This is a genomic window from Rhizobium vallis (genome assembly GCF_003985155.1).
In the GTDB taxonomy this organism is placed as follows: Bacteria; Pseudomonadota; Alphaproteobacteria; order Rhizobiales; family Rhizobiaceae; genus Rhizobium; species Rhizobium vallis.
The window spans coordinates 1-1,322 of record NZ_ML133736.1 but is presented as its reverse complement, the minus strand read 5'-3'; the positions used below and the strand labels follow the sequence as shown (position 1 = coordinate 1,322).

At 60.2% G+C, this 1,322-nt stretch carries 1 protein-coding gene; it reads left to right on the top strand.

Annotation, left to right across the window (positions count from 1 at the left end):
- Positions 1 to 73: 73 nt before the first annotated feature.
- Positions 74 to 1,293 (top strand): IS3 family transposase gene (locus tag EFQ99_RS34800; RefSeq protein ID WP_126925339.1). Its coding sequence is split into 2 segments (ribosomal slippage): positions 74 to 410 and positions 410 to 1,293, totalling 1,221 coding nucleotides; the frame shifts between segments, so codons are not numbered across the junction.
- Positions 1,294 to 1,322 lie beyond the last annotated feature (29 nt).

Sequence of the window (1,322 nt, the reverse complement as noted above, 5' to 3'; positions counted from 1 at the left end):
GTTTGAATTAGCCCCCGAAAGGCCCGGACATGCTCCCCCACTTAGCTAAGTGGGTAGGAGTAATGTTGGTAATATGACTAGTAGCAATTTTAAGATGGAAGTCCTCTCTGGGCCGGAACGTCGGCGGCGCTGGAGCACGGCAGAGAAGCTGGCGATCATCCAGGAGACCTATGAGGCGGACGCGACGGTGAGCATCGTCGCGCGTCGGCACGGCATCCAGCCGAACCAGTTGTTCGCCTGGCGCAAGCTGGCGTCCCAAGGGGCACTGACGGCGACGGCCGCCGAAGAGGAGGTCGTTCCGGCTTCCGAATACCGGGCGCTTCAGGCCCAGGTGAAGGAGTTGCAACGCCTGTTGGGCAAGAAGACGATGGAGAGCGAAATCCTGAAGGAAGCCCTCGAAATCGCCGGTGGCCCAAAAAAACATCTGTTGCGCTCGCTCTCTCTTCCGAGGGGGATTTTGGAATGAAGACCGTCTGTGAAACTCTGGGTGTCGCCCGCTCGAATATCGCCGCGCGTGCCGCAGGCTCCCCTTCCAGAGCCAGAGGACGCCCGCCACTACCTGATCGCGAGCTGGTGGAGGAAATCAAGGCGGTCATCGCCGAAACGCCCACCTACGGCTATCGGCGTGTCCATGCCATCCTGCGTCGGAAGGCCCGGAAACTGGGGCGTTCGTGGCCCAATGCCAAGCGCGTCTACCGGGTGATGAAGCTGCACAATCTGCTGCTGGTTCGTCATACCGGAGCGGTCGATGATCGCATTCACGACGGCCAGGTTGCTGTCGAGCGTTCGAACATCAGATGGTGCTCCGACGGCTTCGAGATCGGCTGCGACAACAAGGAGAAGGTCCGCGTCGCCTTCGCCCTCGACTGCTGCGACCGCGAGGCAATCGCCCATGTCGCCACCACGGAGGGCATCAAGAGCGAAGACGTGCAGGACCTCGTGATTACCGCCGTCGAGAACCGCTTCGGTCGCATCAACATGCTGTCCGAACCCATCGAATGGCTCACCGACAACGGCTCCTGCTTCATCGCCAAGGACACCGCATCCTTGCTGCGCGACATCGGCATGGAGCCGTGCACGACGCCGGTGCGCAGCCCGCAATCGAACGGCATGGCCGAGGCGTTCGTCAAAACCTTCAAGCGCGATTACGTCTCGGTGAATCCAACCCCCGACGCTGAAACCGTCATCGCTCAACTGCCGTTCTGGTTCGAGCATTACAACAATCTTCACCCGCACAGTGCTTTAGGATATCAATCGCCGCGCGAGTTCATCAGCTCGCAATCTCAAACCTGAGCATGTCCGGTCTTTTGGGGGCAACTCCA